Annotated in this window: 23 protein-coding genes and 2 tRNA genes; 2 read left to right on the top strand and 23 right to left on the bottom strand. The window is 39.1% G+C overall.

Going from position 1 to position 20,769, the window contains the following annotated elements:
* Nucleotides 1-57: 57 nt before the first annotated feature.
* Together IE339_RS00415 and IE339_RS00410 are read left to right on the top strand one after the other, a co-directional pair.
* Nucleotides 58-134 (top strand) — tRNA-Met (locus IE339_RS00415).
* 8 nt (nucleotides 135-142) lie between these two features.
* A tRNA-Glu gene (locus IE339_RS00410) sits at nucleotides 143-214 on the top strand.
* A 133-nt stretch (nucleotides 215-347) separates the two neighbouring features.
* On the opposite strand, the gene IE339_RS00405 is transcribed toward IE339_RS00410, so the two are convergent.
* The 23 genes from IE339_RS00405 to rnmV all read right to left on the bottom strand — a co-directional run bounded on the left by IE339_RS00405 (nucleotide 348) and on the right by rnmV (nucleotide 20,754).
* Nucleotides 348-836 (bottom strand): S1 domain-containing RNA-binding protein, encoded by a 489-nt coding sequence (locus IE339_RS00405; RefSeq protein ID WP_242172669.1) that lies wholly within the window; start codon nucleotides 834-836, stop codon nucleotides 348-350.
* 72 nt (nucleotides 837-908) lie between these two features.
* Complete coding sequence (locus tag IE339_RS00400; protein WP_242172666.1) at nucleotides 909-1,295, bottom strand: FtsB family cell division protein; 387 nt, start codon at nucleotides 1,293-1,295, stop codon at nucleotides 909-911.
* Nucleotides 1,296-1,300: 5 nt separating this feature from the next.
* Nucleotides 1,301-1,921, bottom strand: coding sequence for a spore cortex biosynthesis protein YabQ (gene yabQ, locus IE339_RS00395; RefSeq protein ID WP_242172664.1), 621 nt, complete (start codon nucleotides 1,919-1,921; stop codon nucleotides 1,301-1,303).
* The gene (gene yabP / locus IE339_RS00390) at nucleotides 1,918-2,223 is read right to left on the bottom strand and encodes a sporulation protein YabP (RefSeq protein ID WP_053402903.1); all 306 of its coding nucleotides are present in this window, start codon (nucleotides 2,221-2,223) and stop codon (nucleotides 1,918-1,920) included. Before yabP ends, yabQ begins: the two co-directional genes overlap by 4 nt.
* Nucleotides 2,224-2,354: 131 nt before the next feature.
* Complete coding sequence (locus tag IE339_RS00385) at nucleotides 2,355-2,618, bottom strand: RNA-binding S4 domain-containing protein (protein WP_242172662.1); 264 nt, start codon at nucleotides 2,616-2,618, stop codon at nucleotides 2,355-2,357.
* Between the two features lie 16 nt (nucleotides 2,619-2,634).
* Entirely contained in the window at nucleotides 2,635-4,098 is a 1,464-nt protein-coding gene (gene mazG, locus IE339_RS00380; protein ID WP_242172660.1) for a bifunctional methyltransferase/pyrophosphohydrolase YabN, read from the bottom strand.
* Nucleotides 4,099-4,111: 13 nt separating this feature from the next.
* Nucleotides 4,112-5,701 carry a putative polysaccharide biosynthesis protein gene (locus IE339_RS00375; protein WP_242172659.1) on the bottom strand — a complete coding sequence of 530 codons (1,590 nt, stop codon included), beginning with the start codon at nucleotides 5,699-5,701 and terminating at the stop codon, nucleotides 4,112-4,114.
* A gap of 160 nt (nucleotides 5,702-5,861) precedes the next feature.
* Nucleotides 5,862-6,398 (bottom strand): stage V sporulation protein T, encoded by a 537-nt coding sequence (gene spoVT, locus IE339_RS00370; RefSeq protein ID WP_242172656.1) that lies wholly within the window; start codon nucleotides 6,396-6,398, stop codon nucleotides 5,862-5,864.
* Nucleotides 6,399-6,636: 238 nt separating this feature from the next.
* A complete protein-coding gene (mfd, locus tag IE339_RS00365; RefSeq protein ID WP_242172654.1) occupies nucleotides 6,637-10,170 on the bottom strand; it encodes a transcription-repair coupling factor in 3,534 nt (1,177 codons plus the stop codon).
* A gap of 75 nt (nucleotides 10,171-10,245) precedes the next feature.
* Nucleotides 10,246-10,476, bottom strand: coding sequence for an anti-sigma-F factor Fin (locus tag IE339_RS00360; protein ID WP_242172651.1), 231 nt, complete (start codon nucleotides 10,474-10,476; stop codon nucleotides 10,246-10,248).
* Nucleotides 10,477-10,536: 60 nt separating this feature from the next.
* Entirely contained in the window at nucleotides 10,537-11,097 is a 561-nt protein-coding gene (pth, locus tag IE339_RS00355) for an aminoacyl-tRNA hydrolase (RefSeq protein WP_242172648.1), read from the bottom strand.
* A 141-nt stretch (nucleotides 11,098-11,238) separates the two neighbouring features.
* The gene (locus IE339_RS00350; RefSeq protein WP_242172645.1) at nucleotides 11,239-11,871 is read right to left on the bottom strand and encodes a 50S ribosomal protein L25/general stress protein Ctc; all 633 of its coding nucleotides are present in this window, start codon (nucleotides 11,869-11,871) and stop codon (nucleotides 11,239-11,241) included.
* Between the two features lie 106 nt (nucleotides 11,872-11,977).
* Nucleotides 11,978-12,931 carry a ribose-phosphate diphosphokinase gene (locus IE339_RS00345; protein WP_242172643.1) on the bottom strand — a complete coding sequence of 318 codons (954 nt, stop codon included), beginning with the start codon at nucleotides 12,929-12,931 and terminating at the stop codon, nucleotides 11,978-11,980.
* 18 nt (nucleotides 12,932-12,949) lie between these two features.
* Nucleotides 12,950-14,326: a bifunctional UDP-N-acetylglucosamine diphosphorylase/glucosamine-1-phosphate N-acetyltransferase GlmU gene (glmU, locus tag IE339_RS00340; RefSeq protein ID WP_242172641.1), complete on the bottom strand. Its 1,377-nt coding sequence runs from the start codon at nucleotides 14,324-14,326 to the stop codon at nucleotides 12,950-12,952.
* A 291-nt stretch (nucleotides 14,327-14,617) separates the two neighbouring features.
* Complete coding sequence (gene spoVG, locus IE339_RS00335) at nucleotides 14,618-14,908, bottom strand: septation regulator SpoVG (protein ID WP_023613316.1); 291 nt, start codon at nucleotides 14,906-14,908, stop codon at nucleotides 14,618-14,620.
* Nucleotides 14,909-15,102: 194 nt separating this feature from the next.
* Nucleotides 15,103-15,480 carry a 2-iminobutanoate/2-iminopropanoate deaminase gene (gene ridA, locus IE339_RS00330; RefSeq protein WP_242176063.1) on the bottom strand — a complete coding sequence of 126 codons (378 nt, stop codon included), beginning with the start codon at nucleotides 15,478-15,480 and terminating at the stop codon, nucleotides 15,103-15,105.
* Between the two features lie 85 nt (nucleotides 15,481-15,565).
* A complete protein-coding gene (gene purR / locus IE339_RS00325; RefSeq protein ID WP_242172639.1) occupies nucleotides 15,566-16,387 on the bottom strand; it encodes a pur operon repressor in 822 nt (273 codons plus the stop codon).
* Nucleotides 16,388-16,443: 56 nt separating this feature from the next.
* Nucleotides 16,444-17,313 (bottom strand): 4-(cytidine 5'-diphospho)-2-C-methyl-D-erythritol kinase, encoded by an 870-nt coding sequence (ispE, locus tag IE339_RS00320; RefSeq protein WP_242172637.1) that lies wholly within the window; start codon nucleotides 17,311-17,313, stop codon nucleotides 16,444-16,446.
* A gap of 195 nt (nucleotides 17,314-17,508) precedes the next feature.
* Nucleotides 17,509-17,688: a small, acid-soluble spore protein, alpha/beta type gene (locus IE339_RS00315; protein WP_242172635.1), complete on the bottom strand. Its 180-nt coding sequence runs from the start codon at nucleotides 17,686-17,688 to the stop codon at nucleotides 17,509-17,511.
* Nucleotides 17,689-17,817: 129 nt separating this feature from the next.
* The gene (veg, locus tag IE339_RS00310; protein WP_053402917.1) at nucleotides 17,818-18,090 is read right to left on the bottom strand and encodes a biofilm formation stimulator Veg; all 273 of its coding nucleotides are present in this window, start codon (nucleotides 18,088-18,090) and stop codon (nucleotides 17,818-17,820) included.
* Nucleotides 18,091-18,322: 232 nt separating this feature from the next.
* On the bottom strand, nucleotides 18,323-19,219 hold the full coding sequence (gene yabG, locus IE339_RS00305) for a sporulation peptidase YabG (protein ID WP_242172633.1): 897 nt from the start codon (nucleotides 19,217-19,219) through the stop codon (nucleotides 18,323-18,325).
* Between the two features lie 84 nt (nucleotides 19,220-19,303).
* Nucleotides 19,304-20,194 carry a 16S rRNA (adenine(1518)-N(6)/adenine(1519)-N(6))-dimethyltransferase RsmA gene (gene rsmA / locus IE339_RS00300; protein WP_242172631.1) on the bottom strand — a complete coding sequence of 297 codons (891 nt, stop codon included), beginning with the start codon at nucleotides 20,192-20,194 and terminating at the stop codon, nucleotides 19,304-19,306.
* On the bottom strand, nucleotides 20,188-20,754 hold the full coding sequence (rnmV, locus tag IE339_RS00295) for a ribonuclease M5 (protein WP_242172627.1): 567 nt from the start codon (nucleotides 20,752-20,754) through the stop codon (nucleotides 20,188-20,190). The genes rsmA and rnmV overlap by 7 nt, the downstream gene beginning before the upstream one ends.
* Nucleotides 20,755-20,769 lie beyond the last annotated feature (15 nt).

Genomic DNA, 20,769 nt, shown 5'->3' with positions numbered 1-20,769 from the left:
AAAAGTGTTGACTTTACGAAAAAAACTTAGTAATATAGATTTTGTTGTTAAATAAATGGCGGTGTAGCTCAGCTGGCTAGAGCGTACGGTTCATACCCGTGAGGTCGGGGGTTCGATCCCCTCCGCCGCTACCATTTATAATGGCCCGTTGGTCAAGCGGTTAAGACACCGCCCTTTCACGGCGGTAACACGGGTTCGAATCCCGTACGGGTCATCCTAAAACACATGCGAGTGTCGCATGTGTTTTTTTGTTACCAATCACTAGCACATCGCAAAAACCCCCCTGCACGATGCAGGGGGGTTAATCTATATTTCATAAACTCGCTCAGTAGTTAATAAGCAGCAAGTTACCCTCTTCTAGCGCCACGGCCACCACGTTTGGACTCCGTATTGCGTTTTAAAGAAGCTAGACGATCTTCACTTTCTTTGAGGAAGCGCACCATTTTTTGTTCGAAGTTCTCTTTTGATGGTCCTCTATCATTATTGTTGTTACGGTTTCTTTGAGGGCGGTCGCCACCCCCACGGAACGGACGTTGCGGGCGGTCGCCACGATCTGGACGTTGTGGACGATCGGTACGCTCTGGACGTTCTGGACGCTCACTTTCTTTTGCCTTCTTGATTGAAAGACCAATCTTGCCATCTTTCTCAACGTTAATTACTTTTACTTCTACAGAATCCCCGACTTGCAAGTGATCGCGAATGTCCTTTACATAGTTATCAGCTACTTCACTGATGTGAACTAAGCCTGTTGAGCCCTCTGGTAATTCCACGAATGCTCCAAAATTAGTAATGCCCGTTACCTTTCCCTGTAACTTGCTGCCTACTTCGATTGACATAAAAAAAATGCTCCTCCTTAGAAATATCAATGAATCATTTTATTATATTATACAAAAATCCAAAATGCACTGTCAATTCGAGGACTTATCGCCCTTTTTTATGTTGAAAATAATTTCTCCATTTTCGGATAAAAAGTAGTCTCGACGTGCAATTTTCTTAATGTATTCTTCATCATTTAATTTCGCTATTTCGTCTTTTAACTGCTTTTCTTTTTGATCTAGCTTTGCAATTTTTGTATGCAATTGCTTTTTATCTTCTTCACGTTTTTGAAGAGTTTGATGCTGTGAAATAAGAACAGATGTAATGGATCCCAGTATGATGAGCGCAATAACTCCAAACGCAATAAGTCTTCTCGTTAGTCCGACACGACGTCTGCTTTTATTTTGCTTTTTCATTGTTTGGGCTTCCATGTAATCAGAACTTAGCGGAGATACTTTGTCATCGCGTTTTGAACTCATCCTTACTACTCCTCCTTATTTCTAAATTTTTCCCACCACGTTAGAAGTTGTTGTTTCATATTCTGTAACCTAGGGAGAAATCCCTTTATTTTCACTGTTGTCTTCACAGAAAAGTCTTTTACAGATTTAGGCAACATTCGCCAAATAAGAAAGCTTATCCACTTAAAAGGCGCAAAAATAATCTTAAACAGGAACAAACCTAACTTTAACAAAATCTGTATACCACCTAGCAAAACAGCTAGTACCATTTTTACTAGGAAGAAAACAGGAGAAACGATCAACAACTTAATTGTTCGAACGAGTACTTTATAGATACGCACAATCGTTTGAACGAGGAACACCAGAACTCTCATATACATTCCCTTTAATAAAGCCTGATACGTAGCAAAACCACATATTAAGGCTAAGAATGCATAAAAACGAAGTTCTCCTTCGTTCACCGTAAAAAGTACATAGAATACAAGTAATGATTGCAGAAACCAAAATAAAAGATCGTTTATAAATACAAGCCACGAGGACCTCTTCGACCGATTAAAGAAATAATGATATGTATCGAGGGCAGCACCTAAGTAACTACCCATCGAAATCATAGCGATCATTGTGTAAAATTGCAAATTTAAACTCATCGAAACAGCTTGCTAAAGAAGCCTTTAGCCTTCTCCGACTGGTTTTCATCTAAATATACTATATCAAAAACCTTTCCTTTTATCGATACAATTCCCTTTTCAACATCCAAATTTTTCATTTGGAGATTTTGGCCTCGAATCGAAAGAAAGCCCATCACTGTTTCAAGTAGAAACTCCTCATTATCAAAGCTTTCAACCTGTTTAACACCTGTGATATCTACTAGTCTGCGGCCTTTCATTGAAATATCATGATGCACAGCTTGTTCTTTATTACCTGAACCTGTATCGTATAATTGGCTCATTTCAATCCCCCATCTCATTCACTGAGAGCCATCCATACGCCGCAATGTACGCTTTAATGGCTCTCATAATCTTGTTAAAACATATGAGATGAAGGGGGGATTTAGAACAAGCCTACTTGATTTTCTATCCCTTATTCAGCTGCAACTCGTTCTTCTTTTACGACAGAATATAAAGAGTTTGCTTCTTCTTTTTTGGCGGTTTCTTTAAGTGATTCCACCTTTACCGTCACTTCTTTTGTGCCAAATTTAATTTTCAATTCATCGCCTACTTTGACAACGGAGCTTGCTTTTGCAACGATCCCATTAATTTCAATACGGCCTTTGTCCGCTACCTCTTTGGCTAATGTACGTCGCTTAATCAAACGAGATACTTTTAAAAATTTATCTAAACGCATTGTAATCACCTTTCTTTTATAAACCGTTTTTCTTCGCTTCGTTCCAATATTGATCAAGTTCTTCTAGCGTATAGTCTTCGAACGCCTGGTTCGATTCTTTTACCCTTTTCTCAATGAATTGAAAACGTCTTATAAACTTTTGATTCGTACTTTGTAACGCCACTTCTGGATCAAGCTGATAATAGCGAGCAATATTGACGAATGCAAATAAGACATCTCCAAATTCTTTGAGCATGTTCTCATTCGGTTCTTCATTCGCACTTTCTGCTTTGAATTCCTCTATTTCCTCTAATACTTTTTCCCACATAGGTGCAACATCGTTCCAATCGAAGCCTACTTTACCTGCTTTTTTCTGGATCTGATACGCCATCATAAGACCGGGAAGATTTTTCGGAATCGAATCGAGCAATGAGTTTGGTTTTGTTTGTTTCTCTTCTTGCTTAATGGCGTTCCAATTTTTCAATACTTCATCTGCATCCTCTGCTTGTACATCACCGAAGACGTGTGGATGTCGACGAATCATCTTCTCTGATAACGTTCGAATCACGTCATCAATTGTAAAGAATCCTTCATCTTCTCCAATTTGAGCGTGCAACATAACCTGTAGTAGTACATCTCCAAGCTCTTCGACTACGTGCTGATCATCTTCCTCATCAATCGCTTCTAACAGCTCATAAGACTCCTCTAAAAGATACGGTTTTAAGCTCTGGTGGGTCTGTTTTTTATCCCATGGGCAACCATTAGGTCCTCTTAATGTGGCAATGATTGATCGCAGCGACTCAAACTGATGATATAAAATCTCTTCTTTCGTTACTGGAGGTACATAGACCGTTGTTAAATTACTCAATGTCATATCATGATCCAGTTCATATAGAGGTACCTTCGTAATCTTTTCTAATGTGCTACCAGCAGCGGTTACAATATAAACCTCGTGCTCATCAGGTAAGTGTTCCATCAATGTTAACTTTACATCAGAAGCCACGAACTGATCATATACCTGTGCGATAAGCATATGCTGAGTTAATTTGAGCTCTGATTTGTCTAAAGCCGTCCCATCTAATAGTTGAAATCCTTCGATTGGATCGATTTGCAGGGAGTTGAAAATTGGATCTAAAAAACTTTGTCCACCCTTTACATCAATCTTAATATCATGGGAATTCGCACCTTCGATCAACAATTGTACAGCGCGCTCTGCGACAAACGGATGACCTGGTACCGCATAGACAATATCCTGATCTTTTGCTTTTTCAAACAACGTTGATACGATCTCCTGATATACTTCGTCAAACGAATCATGACTCTCGTAAATAGAATCAAATGAAGTGAACGTAATCCCTTCATTTTCAAGATCTTTTACAACAGGATGCTCTTTTGTACGTAAAAACAGGTGAGGCGCATTTTTTAGCGTACGAAGCACCCCAATTGTTAGCTGGTCAAAATCACCTGCTCCTATTCCCACAACTGTAATGGTATTTGTCATATATTCACCTTCGTCATTTATTATTTTTTAATTTAGCCAGTTTGCTTCCTAACGGCAACAGTTCAATTTCTCGCTTTGCAAATACATTCGTTTGTAAAATCAGAACGAGATAAACTACCCCACCAATCGCAACACCACTAAAGGCTTCAAGGACCGAACTCCACACTGTTTTAATATGAACATATCGTAGAAATAATTCATGATGTCCTAACAGAAGTGCAAGCATACATCCCCCTGCTAAAAGAGGTGATAAAAAGTCTTGAATTTTGTAGGATAAGGCTATCTTTTTACGCAAAGCGCAGATGTTACAACCAGTAATCGCTAAAAATGCAACAACGGATGCCAAAGCGCTTCCCGTAATTCCGAAGAGCGGAATTAACCATACGTTCCCAATCCATTTTATACATGCACCTACTATGATCGCTATCGCTGGAGCGTATACTGATCCAATTCCTTGTAAAATGGCTGCCAAGGTAGAGGCGAGCGTTGTAAATAAAATAAGCAGACTTAATATTTGCAGTGTGAAAGATCCAGCATCATCTCCGAAAAGCATCATATTCGTCGAATTCATAATACCGACTAATCCAAATGCAGCCCCTACCCCTACTACAAAGGCGACGCGCAGTGATAAATGGATTTTTTCGTATAATGCTTGTCTATCTCTTTTCGTAAAAGCAGAAGAAATAACGGGTACTAGCGAAAGGGAAAAAGCAGTTCCTACTACGGTTCCTAATTGAATGAGCGGTAGACCGCGATCATATATGCCTTTTGCAATCTTTGCATCTATATTCAACATATGATGAGTAGTGAGCTGTGAATAGATCGTAAACGAGTCAATTAATTGTAACAAAATCAACCCCATACTGCTAAGGCACATAAGCGTTCCGTTCATGAACAACTGCTTTAAAATTTCCACGACAGAAATAGACTTCTTGATCGGCTGATTTGGATAAAAGACGCGTTTGCGGAAAAATGCTAGTAGAACCACTATAGAAGCAAGCGCCCCCGTAATGGAACCTAATACCGCCCCCACACCTGCCATGTAAAGACTATATCCTGCCTTGAGAAATAAGTAAGAGGCGAGTAGAATCGTCACCACTCGAACAATTTGTTCCGCAACTTGTGATGTTGCTGTTGGCAGCATATCTTGATGTCCCTGATAATAGCCTCTTATAACCGCGATGAACGGAGTAATTAATGAAGCGAACGCCATCGTTTTAATCAAAATCGTTAACTTTAGATCTCCCATTAACCAAGCAATTTTATGAGCCCCTAAGAATTGGATAAAAAACAACCCAACATTAAGCATAAACAAAAAAGTAAAGGAAACCATTAAAACTTTTCGGATAGACTTGTAATTAGCCAGCTCAATTTGTTCTGCAATTAATTTCGAAATGACAACGGGAAAACCATACGTACTAATCAATAAAACCATTCCGTAAATCGGATAAACCTGTTGATAGATATAAAACCCTACGTCCCCTGTAATATGATGATAAGGAATGCGATAACCAGCACTCAATATTTTAGTAATTAGTCCGGCAATTGTTAGAAGAACAGCTCCATTCAAAATAACGGCTGTTTTCCTCTTATTTCTACTCATGTTTTCGTACCTTTCTTCCTACGACAACTAAATTCCCTGTTATTATATCACGTCTCGCCTTTACTGCTTGCTTCTTAACCCACTCCAAACAAAAAAAGGCAATCCGCGTCATCAGGATTACCTTTCTTCTTTTGAGTAAAGATATGGTGTATGAAAATAATTATTGCTCCATTTGGCGTGATAAGAAGCTAGCTGCAGTTTCTACAGACTTATGCTCAATTTCACTTACCTGCTTGTCTTTTGATAAAATGACAACTGCTCCAATCGGGTCACCGTTTGCAATAATTGGTCCAATTGTATAAGACATAATCGTCTCTTCATTTCCATCTACAACTTCAATCTTTTTCTCATCCGTTACCAATACAGATGCTCTGCTCTCCATTGCGGATTCGATTAACTCACTAACACTTTTATTTAGATACTCTTTCTTTGATCCACCTGCTACCGCAATATAAAGGTCACGGTCGCAAACTAATACCGTATGACCAAGGCTGTCATATAGTGCCTCTGCATACTCTTTCGCGAAATCGCTTAGTTCGCTAATAGGAGAATATTTTTTAAGAATTACCTCTCCGTCACGATCAACGAAAATTTCTAATGGATCTCCTTCACGAATACGTAGCGTTCTTCTGATTTCTTTCGGAATAACGACACGCCCTAAATCATCAATACGACGAACAATACCTGTTGCTTTCATCAGGGAAGCCTCTCTTTCATATCATGAATAATTAAGATTAGATGATGTAATAATGATTTATCATCTTTGTTGAAATTAGTATCCTTCACAAAATCACTTCTATACACCAACTATCTCTTTTTTTGCTAAAAAGTCACCAAAGTTGGGATTAAGACGCTTAAAAAAGTAATGTATAGACGCCACGCTTGTAATTTTTGGATATTTTTCCCTGTTTGCTATTTTTTAAAACCATATTACATTAATTAGGAATTTGCTCTTTTTGAGCTTCCGGTAGACGTTTCGTAAGACCATACACAACATCTAGCCAGTCTTTCTGTTTTAGTCCCTTTGTATGAACAACAATTTTGATTTTGCCATCGTCCATCCCAAGCCCTACCATGCGGCCATATTCATTTCCTAGTTGGAAAAGCTTTGTCCCATCGATTACCTGGCTTCTTTGTTCAGATAACAGAATGGTTACATCCTGCTTCAGTTGTGAAATCGATTCAATATTCGATTGACGAGCATAAATTTTCATTTCAGAAATGAGGAATAGATATGCGACTTCTTCTGGATACTCACCAAAACGATCCACCATTTCCTCTTGAAGATCTTGAATATCTTCAATTGTTTCAATTCCCCTAAATCGTTTGTACATCTCAATCTTCAGACGACCATCGGTGATATATAGATCTGGAATATACGCATCAACATCAAGGTTAATTTCAACGTTTGGCGTACGCGCTTGCTCAGACTGATCTCCTCTTCGCTCCTCAATTGCCTCTTTTAGCATTTGAGAATATAAATCAAATCCGACAGAATCGATGAACCCATGCTGCTGAGCTCCAAGCAGATTTCCTGCCCCACGAATCGATAAATCGCGCATCGCAATTTTAAATCCTGATCCAAGCTCCGTAAACTCCTTAATGGCCTGTAGACGCTTTTCGGCTACCTCTGTCAACACTTTATCCTTTTGATAAGTAAAGTATGCATAAGCTACGCGATTTGAACGTCCTACACGTCCACGTAGCTGATAAAGCTGAGATAGACCCATCTTATCTGCATGATGAACAAGGAGCGTATTCACATTCGGAATATCAACCCCCGTTTCAATAATTGTCGTACTTACTAAAACGTCATATTCTCCTTCTAAAAAGCTCAGGATAACAGACTCTAGTTCTGTTTCGTTCATCTTCCCATGAGCATATGTGACACGTGCATCTGGAACGAGCATCGCAATCTCTTCTGCTTTACGTTCAATATCTTCCACTCGATTATAGAGGTAATACACTTGACCTTCCCTTGCTAGCTCTCGTTCGATCGCTTCACGAGTAAGGGTCGGGTTTTGCTCGACTACATATGTTTGTACAGGGAAACGATTCTCAGGGGGCGTTTCAATAACTGATAAATCACGTACCCCAAGCATGGACATATGAAGCGTACGAGGAATTGGCGTTGCTGTTAAAGTTAGTACATCAATGTTGGCTTTAAACTGCTTAATTTTTTCTTTGTGTGTTACCCCAAAGCGTTGCTCTTCATCAATAATTAACAGTCCTAAATCTTTATATACAACATCCTTTGAGAGTAGGCGATGCGTACCAATTACGATATCAACCGTTCCGTTTTTAATTCCTTTTAAGGTTTCCTGCTGTTGTTTGCGGGTGCGGAATCGACTTAACAGACCGATATTAATTGCATAATCTTGAAAACGCTCTCGAATTGTCTCAAAGTGCTGCTGAGCTAAAATAGTGGTTGGGACTAGGAAAGCTACCTGCTTACCATCGTGAATAGCTTTAAAAGCTGCACGAATCGCAACTTCTGTTTTCCCATAACCTACATCCCCACAAAGCAAGCGATCCATTGGACGTTCTCTTTCCATATCGCGTTTAATTTCCGTAATAGAACGAAGCTGATCTTCTGTTTCGTTATACGGGAAAGCCATCTCAAACTCGCGCTGTAAATCACTGTCTGGTGCAAATGCGTAGCCTTTACTTGCTTCACGTTCTGCATAAAGCTTAATTAAATCGTCCGCAATATCTTGTACAGAGGATTCGACTTTACGCTTCACTTTTTTCCAGTCGTTGCCGCCTAATTTATAGACTTTTGGTTCTTTTCCTTCTGAACCAACGTATTTCTGAACCTGATCAATTTGCTCTACTGGAACATAAAGCTTGTCTGTACCCTCATATTTTATGTGGATATAGTCTTTATGAATTCCATTGATCTCAAGCGTTTCAATTCCTAGATAACGCCCGATCCCGTGATTAATATGAACAACATAATCTCCAACGTTAAGCTCTGAATAGCTTTTAATTCGCTCTGCGTTCGATAACTTTTGATTACGCTTTGTCTTCTTCACGCGCTTTTTGAACAGTTCTTCTTCGGTTAAAACAGCAAGTCTTTGAAGAGGTAACTCAAATCCAGATTGAAGATCTCCTTCAATAATTTGGACCTTTCCTCTCGTAAATTCACTGTCACTTGAGAGCATAGACGCTTCGATATCATAATCAGCTAATACTTGCTCAAGCTTATCTACACGTTCCTCGTTTGCTCCTAGCACAACAATCGTGTAGTTCCCTTTCTTCCAACGTTCAATCTCATTTTTTAGCAGATTCATCTGCCCATAAAATTGTTGCATCGCTTTACACGAGATACTTAAGATGTTTTGTGGATTTGTATACGAAACATGCTTTAGAAACAGTGACAAGTAAATAATAGGCTGTTTTGATTGCTGAATAATGGCTGGAAGCTTGTGAGAAAGCGTTACGTCATGAACAATTTTCCCCATTGAAAGAAGTTCTGTGACCCATTCAGCTTCCTCTTTATCGAGCTGTTCCGATGTCTCATGAACCCTCGTCATTTCATCTATTACAACTGTTGTGTCATTTGGTAAATAGTCTAGCAAACTAGCAGGATCATCATAGAAAAACGAACGATACTTAAACATATTTTCAAGAATATTTCCTTGTTTCAGCTGCTCGAGCTCATATCCGACATTTTCCGCTAACTCTTTTTTAACGTTCTCATCTTTTATCTTTTTTAAGGTAACAGACAGCTCTTCCTCTAAGCGCTGAATCCCTGCTACCATTTCTTCTTTAAAGATAATTGATTCTGTCGCAGGACCGATCGTGATCGACGATAATGTTTTTTGAGAGCGCTGATCCTCGATTGTAAACGTACGAATAGAATCCACTTGTGTATCAAATAGTTCAATACGAACCGGCAATTCCTCTGTGAGAGGATAAATATCAATAATTCCACCTCGAACACTGAATTCACCTGGTGCTGACACCATCGACATACGCTCATATCCTAGAGTAACGAGCTTATTAACATACTCATCAACCTCGATATCGCTGTCCGTTTCAAACTTCAGCTGACTTTTCTTCCATGACTCTCTGCTTGGTAAAAGTTTTCTTAATCCTGAGATTGGTGCTACCATCACCCCATTGGTATGACTGCTCCAATAGTTAAGCGCCTCAATACGCTGTGCCTTTAATTCAGGGCTCGCTGTTCCCATTTCAGAGGCAATTAAATCGTTAGCGGGATACAGAAATACGTTCCCACGAGGCAATAAGTTCTGTAGATCATCATAGATCTTCTGCGCTTGAAGTAAATTATGAGTGACAACTAAAACGGGTTTATTTTGCTCCTCATGTAAAACAGATAAAAGAACGGAACGTGCTGAACCAGAAAGCCCGGTAATCAGCTGCTCTTTCAAGCCTTCTTCTAAACTGCTAATGATGGTTCCAACTTCATCACTATGTAAAAAGTGTTGTTTAATGCCTAACAAAACTTTCCCTCCTCCCAATGGTCTTACATATATTCAAAACAGAAAAATGCTTTGAGTCTTAAGCCCAAAGCCTTCTTACTGTATAAAGGTTCTTATTTGATGATAATCTGGATTGCGCTCTAACGCTTCTTGACAATCCTCGCAAATTGTTTGAATCACAACATCTCCATTTGTTTCATAGGAGACAAATTCTTTTCTTTCCTCGATGTTAAGGTGATCTAAACCTAGCTGCTTCATATCAACCTGCGGCTGATCCAGTTCGCCTACTGCACATCTACAGTGTCGACAGCGATAATGAATAGACATATGAATCCTCCATGTGTTTTATTCCTATTATGGACACATAAGAAGGACATTATTCATTTTTTACTGATTGTAGACGTTCATTACTTCTAAGAATGGCTTGCTAATCCATTCTTCCGACGCTTCAACAGCTTTGTCCATTGCTGGCTTCATATGAACCATTTCATCTTCAGTAAAGCGTCCTAATACGTAATCAGGTACCTTCATCCCTTTGAACGGGCGATCGATTCCTACACGTATACGCTTAAATTCTTGTGTATGCAAATGATGGATCATTGATTTAATTCCGTTATGTCCACCAGGACTACCTTTCGTACGAAGACGAATTTTTCCTGTCGGAAGATCTAGATCATCATAAATAACCATAGTATCTTCTACATCTATATTATAATAATCCATTAAAGGTCGTATAGACTCTCCTGATAAATTCATGTAGGTTAATGGTTTCAATAGGATAACCTTTTCACCCTTTACCATTCCCATTCCGAATAGGCCGTTAAACTTTGTTTTATCCAAAGAGATCGACAAATGATCAGCTAATTGGTCGATAATCATAAAACCAATGTTATGCCTTGTACGATCATATTCTCTTCCTGGATTTCCTAACCCAATAATCAACTTCAAAAGGACTTGCCCCTTTCTAAAAATAGCTCTTACTCTATATTATAATCAATTCATGCGAAAAGACGTAACCTTTTGGTTACGTCTTTTCATTTTCTTTTTTTCTTTACCAAGAAAGCTTATTGCGTAAGGAATTTCAACGAATTATTCTTCGTCGTCTTTTTCCTTAATCGCTTCAGGCTCTTGATCGCCCTCTTCTTGCTCTTCGCCGCTATCCGTTACTTCCTCTTGTTGAGGAGGTAGCACTGAAGCAATCGCTTCGCTCTCGTCTTGGTTTAACGTATATTTTTTGCTCGCTTTTAGGTCGGCAAGCGTAATTGTATCGTTCACTTCTAGGTCTGTAACATCCACTTCGATTTCAGATGGAATGTCATTTGGAAGTGCTGTAACAGAAACTTGGTGAAGAGATTGTTGTAAAACTCCGCCTTCTTTTACACCTTTTGCTTCTCCTACTAGCACGATATTTACATCAGCATCCACTTCTGTAGACATATCGACTACGCGGAAGTCAGCATGTACAATATCATTTTTCAGAGAGTCTACTTGGATGTCATGTAACATAACAGAAAATTTCTCTTTTCCTACTTGGAGATTTAACACTCCGTTACGTCCAGTCTCTCTAATTGTTTTGATAAACTCAGCGCTGTCAAGATAGATAGCCTTAGGCTCCACCTTGTTACCGTAGACTACTGCTGGGAAGTTGCCTCCCTCTCTAATCTTACGTCTCGCTGAATTTTTAAAATCGTTGCGTTCATTAGCTTTTACTAAAGTACTCATCTATCTCACCTTCCATGTTTTATCTATTTTTAGGTTCCCTATATAGTTTCCCTAAATCTAATAGAGTTAAACATGAAATTTCAGATAGAATTTATCTACAAGCGAATCAATCAAATAATGTACTTACAGATTGCTCTTCATGAACACGAATAATTGCTTCCGCTAGTAAAGGAGCAACTGAAAGTTGCGTTACTTTTGGAATTTTCTTTTCCTCTGCCAATGCAATAGAGTTTGTTACAACAAGCTCTTTGATTTTAGAGTTTTCAATGCGCTCAATAGCTGGACCTGATAAAACAGGATGTGTACAACAAGCATAAACCTCTGTTGCACCATTTTCGATTAGAGCACTAGCTCCTAACGTGATTGTACCCGCAGTATCGATAATGTCATCAATCAAGATCGCAGTTTTTCCTTCGATGTTACCAACGATGTTCATTACTTCTGCTACGTTTGGACGCGGACGGCGTTTATCAATAATAGCGATTGGTGCTTTCAAGCGCTCAGCAAGCTTACGAGCACGTGTTACACCACCGTGGTCTGGAGAAACTACAACTATATCATCAAGGTTTTTGCTCTTGAAGTATTCACCTAAAATTGGCACACCCACTAAGTGGTCGATTAAGATGTCAAAGAAACCTTGAATTTGCGGCGCATGTAAATCAAGCGTAATAACACGTGTAGCACCAGCTGTTTCAAGTAAATTTGCTACTAGTTTCGCTGTAATCGGCTCACGAGCACGTGCTTTACGATCTTGACGTGCATACCCGTAATAAGGCATTACGATATTAATCGTTTTAGCTGACGCACGTTTTAATGCATCAATCATAATGAGTGTTTCCATGATATGCTCGTTTACAGGAGCACTTGTAGGTTGAATTACATATACGTCACAACCACGAATACTTTCTTCGATGTTGATTTGTACTTCTCCGTCACTAAAGCGAGTTACTGAACATTTCCCTAACTCTACACCAATAACCTTAGCAATTTCATCCGCTAAATCTGGGTTAGAGTTTAACGAAAACACCTTCAAATTTTGATCCGCGTATACTTTTGACATCTTTTTAATAACCCTCCATTAGGACTTTTTCTTAACATCCATATTATCTACATAATTTTCTTTATTCACTTGTCTAGCTCGTGCAACTGATAACGCATTGCCCGGAACATCTTCTGTAATTGTGGATCCTGCAGCAACATATGCGCCCTCTCCAACTGTTACAGGTGCAACTAGGTTTGAATTACATCCGATAAATGCACCGTTCTCAATTTTTGTTAAGAATTTATTTTTCCCGTCGTAGTTCACTGTAATGGAACCACAACCCAAGTTTACATCTTGACCTACTTCTGCATCACCAATATAGCTCAAGTGAGAGGCTTTGCTTCCTTTTCCAAACTTTGTTTTCTTAATTTCCACAAAGTTTCCGATTCGAACTTCATCACTAATAGAAGATTGAGGACGAATATGTGCAAAAGGACCAATTGTTACATCATTTCCGATTTCACTATCGTGTACAACGGATTGCTTGATTGCTGTATTGTTTGCAATCTTACTATCCTTGATTTCCGTGTTCGGTCCAACAAAACAGTTTTCCCCGATTACCGTTTCACCAGAAATTGTTGTTCCTGGATGTAAAACCGTGTCTCGACCAATTTCTGCATCAACAGAAATATATGTGTGAGAAGGATCAATAATTGTAACGCCGTTTAACATATGTTTTTTATTAATTCTATTTTTCATAAACTCTTCTGCTTGAGAAAGAGCAAAACGATCATTTACCCCTAATGTTTCTTCAAAATGAGGCGTTTGGAATGCTGAAACAACTTCGCCCTCATTTTTCAAGATCTCAATAACGTCTGGAAGGTAGTATTCACCTTGAACATTATCATTTGAAACTTTCTTAAGCGTGTCAAATAAGAAACCATTATCAAAACAATACGTACCAGTGTTAATTTCTTGCACTTTACGTTCTTGCTCTGAAGCATCTTTATGCTCAACAATTTTTGCAACTAATCCTTCTTCGTTACGGATAATACGTCCGTATCCAGTTGGATCTTCAGCGTGAGCAGTTAAAATAGTTGCTTTTGCCCCTTGTTGCTCATGATGATCTAATAAAGATTGAATTGTTTCTGCTGTAATAAGCGGTGTATCACCACATACGACAATAGTTGTTCCTTCTTTACCTTCTAGCTGTGTAGCTTGCATAACTGCATGTGCTGTTCCAAGTTGTTCTGCTTGCAAAGCAAATGCACTACGGTTGCCAATTTCAGCTTTTACTTTATCAGCACCATGGCCCACAATTGTGACCATCTGTTCTAAATTCAGAGAAGCAAGTTGTTCAATGACATGCTGAACCATCGGTTTCCCACAAACAGGGTGTAAAACCTTATATAAAGAAGATTTCATGCGCGTTCCTTGGCCAGCTGCCAATATGACTGCATATCGTTTTGTCATAATAGGCCTCCAATTTTACCTTTTTATCCATTATGAATATTATCCTAAATAAGCTTGCATTTCAAGAAGGATCACAAAGTACATATTTTTAGCAATTCATGGAGTGCGAGTAGAAATAGGTTTGACGGATTTTTCAGGGAGGAAAATTTTTTTGAAGTTGCTCACAGATGTGACACTCGGAGTAAATCATTATGTATAGGCTTGACCAAATGAATAGCGCTATTATTAAAATAAATAGCGCTTCCATAATAAAAGAGCCCATTTTTTTCAAATAGGCTCTTTTAAACTATTTTAGGAAGCTCCAGCTTCTTCGAATTCAACTTCTAATTCACCTAAACGGTGATATTCAGCCAGTACAGCATCCTGGATTTTTCCGCGAGTGCCAGAATTAATCGGATGAGCAATATCACGGAACTCTCCATCTGGTGTACGTTTGCTTGGCATTGCAACAAATAAGCCATTATTGCCATCGATTACTCGGATATCATGGACAACAAATTCGTTGTCTAAAGTAATAGATGCAATCGCTCTCATACGTCCATCGGTGTTCACGCGGCGTAGTCTTACGTCAGTTACTTCCATTTATGTTCACCACCTTTTCTCTAAATGAAGCTTTAAATAGTAATTCAACAGCTTTTAGAGTTTTCCTGCAATTCTAAAAAATTTTTTAGTAATATTTCGCAAAAAAAGTGAACAAATGGAAATTTATTCTGGATTACCAGGACTTTTGACGTGAACCCTTTATGAAAAAACCTTTATTTTTTATGATTTAAGGCTTATTTCACAAGAGCAATAACTTCAATTTCAACTAAAGCATCTTTAGGTAGTCTCGCTACTTCTACACAGGAGCGTGCAGGTTTGTGAGTGGAGAAATACTCTCCGTATACTTCATTTAACTGTGCAAAGTCATTCATATCTTTAATAAATACGGTTGCTTTTACCACTGTTTCGAAAGAAGCACCCGCAGCTTCTAGCACTGCTTGTAGATTTTGAAATACTTGATGAGCCTGTGCTTGAATATCTCCTTCAACCATCGTTCCATCCGCTCTTAGGGGAATTTGCCCTGAGCTATAAAATAAGTTGTTTACAATGATTCCTTGAGAATAAGGCCCAATAGCCTGTGGAGCATTTTTCGTTTGTACTTGACGCATAATCTCTCCTCCAATATAAAAGTGCTCTAATTCTATAGGGAATGATCTCCTTACTAAAATTAGAGCTTTTCGTTTTTCTATATTCACATTAGATAAATGAGCTATAATTTCCTGCCTCAACGCTAATATGTTTTTCTTTTACATCTACTGCTGTTAATTTAACAAGTGACACATATTCATCAACTAAACGCTCTTGTGTATCCTCGGATTCTAAAAGAACTCCAATTCCTGCTACCTTAGCATCAAATTCCTCTAGCAAGCTAATCATTCCATTTACCGTTCCGCCAGCTTTCATGAAGTCATCAATGATTAATACTTTTGATCCTTGAGCTAAGCTTCTTTTTGCAAGTAGCATTGTTTGAATTCGTTTAGACGAGCCTGATACATAATTAATACTTACCGTAGAACCCTCTGTCACCTTGCTATCTCTTCTTACAATCACAACCGGGACATTTAAATACTGCGCTACCGCATAAGCAAGCGGAATACCCTTTGTTGCAACCGTCATTACCACATCGATATCACGATCAGCAAATACAGAAGCAAAGAGTCTGCCAATGTGATTTACAAGCGTCGGATTCCCTAAAATATCTGTTAAGTATAAGTATCCGCCAGGTAAGAGACGTTCAGGGTTTTGAACAATATCACCAAGCTCTGCGATAAAGGAGGTTGCTTCCTCTTTTGAGGTTTTTGGGATAAATTTAACCCCTCCTGCTGCTCCTGGTAGTGTAATTAACGTACCAATCCCACGTTGCTCAAAAGTCTGCTTAATAATTCCCATATCTTCACTAATAGAAGATTTTGCGGATTGATACTTATCTGCAAAATAGGTCAAAGGGATAAGACGTTGGGGATTTTGAATAAAATAGTTAGTCATATCAATTAATCGTCCACTGCGCCGAAATTTCATTTCGTCCTCCTTAAAATCCGAATATTCTAATATAAATATATCACCAACATACGGATTTAATCAAGAGGCAGACGTTCCCCAAGTAATCGCACTGCATAGACCTTACTACAAAAACCTCTTAACCCATTATAAATCCGTTGCATTCTAGAATCATATTTCACTAAGCAGAAAACAGTTGGCCCACTTCCGCTCATTAGAACTGCATCCGCACCAAAGCGCTTCATTTGATCTTTAATTAGAGCGACCTCTGGATGCATGTTTAATGTAACGCTCTCAAGCACATTTCCTACCAATTTGCACATGTCTGCATAATTTTGTTCGTTAATTGCTGAAACCATCCCGTCAACGTCTGGATGTTCCACATTTCCTAGACGCAAGTTACGGTACACTTCAGCGGTTGATACGCCTGTTTCAGGTTTTGCTAGAATAACCCAACAATTAGGGGGCGTTTCAATATGCTCAATAACTTCTCCTCTTCCAGTCGCAAGAGCTGTTCCTCCATACACACAGAAGGACACGTCTGATCCAATTTCAGCCCCTATGTTTGCTAGCTCGTCCAAGGAAAGGCCCAATTCCCAAAGCGTATTTAGCCCTCTCAAAGTCGCAGCCGCATCACTACTTCCTCCTGCAAGCCCTGCTGCTACTGGAATATTCTTTTCAATGTTAATCGTTACCCCGCTAGACACGTTAAAGCGCTCCTTCAACAGATGAGCGGCTTGATATGCCAAATTGCGTTGATCATCGGGAACAAAGCGGTTTTGCGATTGCACAATGATTTTGGAATCGTTGCGCTTCGCTAATTCAATTCGATCTGCCAGATCAATTGTCGTCATGACCATCTTAACCTCATGATACCCATCAGGTCTCTTATGTAAGACGTCCAAAGATAAATTTATTTTAGCTGGTGCTTTCACCATTAACTTCATTTCTACTCACCTACTCCGACTTCTACATTTTAACGTTATTGTATCATAAACTTTTTCGCTTTTTCTCTCTTTTATCGATTCGTTATATGACTAAAAGAAGCCGAAGCTATTACGCTTCGGCTGTCGCAATTTCAATAGTACTTATTATACCACTGCAGAGTCATTTTCATATGAGGTTCTGAATAAATTTACGAATTAATTTTTCGATTGATTTAATCGTTGTTCAGCAATCTCCAGAGCTTTCTTGACCATGTTTCCAGCGTCCTTAGAGCGAATGCCACCCCAGCCTTCTCGCTGAACCGTATCGTAAAAACCTAGCTCTTTTGCGAGTTCTTCCTTAAAAGCAGGTGACATCATGCCTTTTCGTTTTGCCATTGCTCTTCATCCCCTTTTTAGATAACGCCGACCTTTGTAGTATAAATCAAAAGGGGAAATGATATGTTAACAGGTTTTGCTCAATATGTATCGTGAAAAAGGGCAAAATAAAAAGCAGCAAACGTTAGTCTACTGCCCACTGCTTATTGCCATACTTCCATGTGTTTCATCAAAGAATGTAAGTTGAACCGTTTCTGTCAAAACGTCCGCATAACTGTAAGAAACTCTTTCAAGCGAGTTTTCCTCTTGATCCAATTCCACCACGAATACAGACGGGTAAGTCTCAGCTAGTACTCCTGAGCGCTCGACAGTTTTTCTGCGTCCACCATTTGCCTTTAGCGTCAATCTTTTCCCTAAGTTTAAATCAAGGTCTTTTTTGATATCAGATAATGTTTTTGCCATCTTATCCACCTCGCTATACACAGTATAACACAATTTTACGTAAATGCAAAATTATAAATTATATCAATGCGTGCATTCTGTTGTCAATACATATATTTCAACAAAAACACACATTTTATGCATATTTATTTCTATATTTAGGAACATTTTGAAAAACATAGCTAAACACTGCTATAAAAAGCAATAATGGAACATTAAAAGAAGGCAGAGGAGACCTGGCTCCTCTGCCTTTTTAAGTATTCATATTTTGTTCATTATCATAAAATTGATAAGGCATACCTGTTCGCAGTAACCCTTTTGTTTCAACGCCTCCAAGCCCTTTTACACCTGTTAGCGTATTGCGGAGCACATCCCAAATGTTTACACGCTCTGTAAAAGGCGTTAGACTGACTTTCGCCACAATATATACAGGATCTAGGGCATGAATATTAACACGGCCCGGAGAGCTTGCAAAGTTCGCACCAGCCCGTATAATCGATTCAAAGTGAGATTGACAGGCACCCGCAAAGATAACCAGTTGATCAAGATTAGGGAGTTGCTTTCGCACTTCATGAACCGTTTGAACAAAATATTGTGAATGTCGATAAGCTTCTATATCTCCTTTTTCTCCTTGGGCCTTTGAATACGCATCGTGGCCGGTAATTACTAAAATGTCAGGTCGAATCTCATTGATTAACTCAGGAACCTTTTTGGGCATTTCTTTTTCGCTACAATGAATTCCGTAAACCGGTATTCCAATCTTATTGTAGAGAACAAGACACTTGCGTAAATAATTAGGATCTCCATCTACGTGAAGCACCTTACCAGGCAACTGAAAGAACTGGTGGGAATGTCCGTATCCATTCGTGACGGCATACTCACTTTTTTCTCGAGCTAAACGATAATCCTGCTGAATGAGTGCCAATGATCTATCTAATATCTCTTCTTCACTCCGCTGCCTTCGCAGCCTTTCTTGAGGGTCTACGACTTCTAAATCAGAAAAAGGAGCATCGGCTATTAAGCGAATGTTTTCTCCGTACAAAATGGCATTAGAAGCATTACTTCCCTCTCTTGTAAAAGAAATAACCCGAAAAAGCAAATCCCGATCATAGGAAGGACGGGTTACGATGTCACCAATATTTATTTGCATATTATTCACTCCGTCTTAGCTACTCAAAAATCGTGGATATTAAATCTCTAAATAGCCTATGACGGAGTTTCAAAAAGGTGATTTTTATTGCTTGCTTTCTTCTCTAACCTTCAGAAGCTCGTCACTTAGCACACCAAACTCTTGAATGGAAAGTGTTTCGCCTCTTCTTTTTGGATCAATCTGAGCAGTTTCTAAAGCGTTTATGACCTGCTCTTTTTGCTCTTTTCCAAATGATAAATTGCTCGTTAAATTATTTAAGATTGTCTTACGTCTTTGTGCAAAGCTCGCACGCACAACCTGGAAGAAAAATTCCTCATCTTTTACTTTCACAGGAGGCTCAGGACGCTTAATAAGACGAATAACTGCTGAATCCACGTTAGGCTGTGGATTGAAAACGGTTTTTGGAACGACCATAACTGTTTCTGCTTCTGTATAGTATTGAATCGCAATTGATAACGAGCCATAGCTTTTATTCCCTGGCTCTGCTGCAATACGGTCCGCTACTTCTTTTTGAAGCATAACAACGATTCCACGAAGAGGCAGCTGCTCCTCTAATAATTTCATTAAGATCGGCGTAGTAACGTAATATGGAAGGTTTGCAACAACCATTAAATCTTTACATTCTTGAAATTCATCTTTAACGACCGTTTGTACATCTGCTTTTAAAATATCTTGATGAATAACCTTTACATTCGGATAAGGAGAGAGCGTGTCTGCTAAAATGGGTAATAGGCGTTGATCAATTTCAAAAGCAACTACCTTCTTTGCCCGCTTTGCCAACTGCTCTGTTAATGCTCCAATTCCAGGACCAATTTCAATTGCCCCTGTCTCCTCTGTGATTTCAGCGTGATCCACAATACGATGCAGGATATTAGTGTCGATTAAAAAGTTTTGCCCCAAACTCTTCTTAAATGAAAAACCATATTTATCTAAAATTTCTTTTGTACGCTTTGGAGTTGCAATATCTTTTAACAATGCTTCTGTTCCTCCTCTTTCATTTTCACCACCGCTTGAGCAAATGTCTCCTTCGAAATCTGAAACATTTTTAAGCGCTTATGAAGCTGCTTTCCATTTGTATAACCAATTTTTAAAATCTTGCCGATAATTTCTCTTCTTAATTTAGACTTAGCATCCCCGATAAGTCCAGCATCAATTAAATCTTCAGCTGTAATATTCGAGTCTACCTCATCCTCCATCTCCTGCTGTACAGCTTTCAAAGCCGCACGGATGGACTCACGGCTCGCATGCTCTACTCCAATGCCTTTTCCCTTTTTAGGCAAAGCCTCTTCCTTGGTAAGGAAGGCATGCTTACAGCCAGGTACTCGCTCTGAAACAATATTTCGAATGCGTTGCCCTGGATAATCGGGGTCTGTAAAAATAATGACCCCTCTCTTCTCCTGTGCATGCTTTATACGCTCTATTACGGCCTCTCCGATCGCCGAACCATTTGTTTCTATCGTATCGGCTTCGACCGCACGCTGAATGGCAGTCGTATCATCTCGACCTTCAACCACAATAATTTCTTTTATTTTCATTTTTTCCTCCAAAAC

Source organism: Priestia koreensis, from assembly GCF_022646885.1.
Classification (GTDB): Bacteria; Bacillota; Bacilli; order Bacillales; family Bacillaceae_H; genus Bacillus_AG; species Bacillus_AG koreensis_A.
Note: the sequence above shows the minus strand (reverse complement) of the source record. Positions and strands in the feature narration are given on the sequence as shown.